This window comes from Terrisporobacter sp. (genome assembly GCF_017888745.1).
Lineage (GTDB): Bacteria > Bacillota > Clostridia > Peptostreptococcales > Peptostreptococcaceae > Terrisporobacter.
Genome location: NZ_JAGHFM010000384.1, coordinates 1 through 2,191 on the forward strand (window position 1 = coordinate 1; position 2,191 = coordinate 2,191).

Annotated in this window: 2 protein-coding genes; one reads left to right on the forward strand and one right to left on the reverse strand. The window is 24.5% G+C overall.

Translation table 11 applies throughout. The features are described 5' to 3' along the window. Window positions 1–566 (forward strand): helix-turn-helix domain-containing protein (locus J7G74_RS16275; protein WP_330616620.1); only part of this gene is annotated, 566 nt, incomplete at its 5' end. Between the two features lie 66 nt (window positions 567–632). On the opposite strand, the gene J7G74_RS16280 is transcribed toward J7G74_RS16275, so the two are convergent. Further along, on the reverse strand, window positions 633–2,191 hold a 1,559-nt coding region (locus J7G74_RS16280), incomplete at its 5' end, for a MutS-related protein (RefSeq protein WP_297137326.1).

The window sequence follows — 2,191 nt, forward strand, 5'->3', positions numbered from 1 at the left end:
ATAATACAGCAATTGGTTTAAAAATTAAAGAATTAAGAAATCAGAAAAAATTCACATTAAAATATTTGAGTGAACAAACAAATTTATCTACTGGTTTTCTATCACAATTGGAAAGAGGCATGACAAGTGTGGCTATAGACTCTTTAGCAAAAGTAGCAAAAGTACTAGAAGTTGATGTATTAGATTTTTTTGATGTTACAAGTGACTCAGGTACAACAAGCATAGTAAGAAGCTATGAAAGAAAATATACTTCTATAAATCCTGAAATAATTCAATATAATCTAAATAAAAATGCTCTTGCATATGATATGCTACCTAGGATACAAGAAGTAATGCCTCATAAGGATGAAAATCAAGAAAATATTGAATTATATTCTCACGAAGGCGAAGAATTTATATATGTATTAGAAGGAATACTGACACTAAATGTGGATAACATACAAACTGACTTATATCCGGGAGATAGTGCTCATATCAAGTCTATGTCTTCCCATAATTGGAGAAATAATACTTCAAAAATAGTAAAAATACTTACTGTAAATAATCCTAATCCATTTAAAGTATAATCCATAAAAAACATCTGTTTTTCTTTAGTATGTAAAAAAGAGATATGAAATCATATCTCTTTTCTGTTACTTCCATTTCCCCGTTCTAACAAAATTTTCCGCTCTATTATTAGCATTGTTAACTATATCCTCTTTATAACCCATTAAAGATAGTAGCTTGATAGCATTTCTTGATTTTGCTCTACCTTCTTTTAACTCATAATCAAATACAATATCATTTTCAGTTATCTCTTCTTCAAAATGATAATTACTAAAGTCATTTTCTAGTAAATAAGTTAGCTCAATATCATGACTCGCTGCAAAACATATACAGTTAGATTTATTCAAATGTTTTAATACTTCACTAGAAGAAGCAATTCTTTCTATAGTATTTGTTCCCCTTAAAATCTCATCTACAAAACATAAGCATGGTATATCTCTATTAGAATTATCTATAATTCTTTTTAAAGATTTTATTTCTACTATGTAATAACTTTCATTATTTAATACATCATCTTTAAGTGCCATAGATGTATATATATTAAATATTGATGAATTGTATTCTTTTGAACAAGTTGTATAAATACTTTGAGCTAAAATTTGATTTATTGCTATACTCTTTATAAAAGTAGATTTTCCAGAAGCATTGGAGCCTGTTATTAATACTCCACCTTTTGTTTTTAATGAATTTGTTACAGGATTTTCAATTAGAGGATGATATATTTCTGTAAATTCAATCAAGTTCTCTTCTTTATTATTACTTATTTTTAGATTTGGCTTTGAATAATATTGTAAAGACTCTCTAAAAGAAGCAACCCCTATCAAAGCATCTATAGTTCCTACATATTCATATATATTTTTTAAATATATTTTATTTTTAATAATCGTCTCTTTTACTTTTTCATATGTAATTAACTCTGATAAGAATATCATATTATAATATTCTCTAAAAACATTTAATTCTGACATCATAGAATTTTGATTTGATGTTACACTTTTCTTTTTAATTTTTTTTACCTTTTCCAAATCCTCTTTAATATCGTGAATATTTTCATCTATTTCTTTTATATTTTTATCTTTTATTTTATAAGCAATATTAAGACTTTTTATTAAATATGTAAAACCACCTGTATCTATTTGTTCAGTCTTATTCTTATAACTAATAAATATATTTAAACCTATTGAAAATAATGCAAAAAATAAAAATGATTTATTTAAAGCAGTTATGATAATACTTATAATAGGTAAAACTCTTAAAATACTATATATCAAGAGTTTACTCTTTGTATTATCATCTTCTGCAAACAGGCAAAGTGTAGCATTTGGGTCATTACTATCTCCTAGTTTTGCAAAGTCCAGTTGTAATTCTAATCTAATATCTTCATTATTTCTAAAATATTCTATTAGATTATTTCTTTTATTTAATATATCTATATCATTTATAGGATTTCGTAAAATATAATATAGTATTTCTTTTCCTGCTGTACTTTGAGTATTATTTATTTTTTTATAAATATTATCCATAGATAAATCACTCCATGTTATGTCATCTATAGATTCCTCATTTTTATTTCTAAAATAAGTAGATACATCTTTTATTTTATAATTAATATCTTCTATATCTACTTCTTTTCCATAGCCATTTA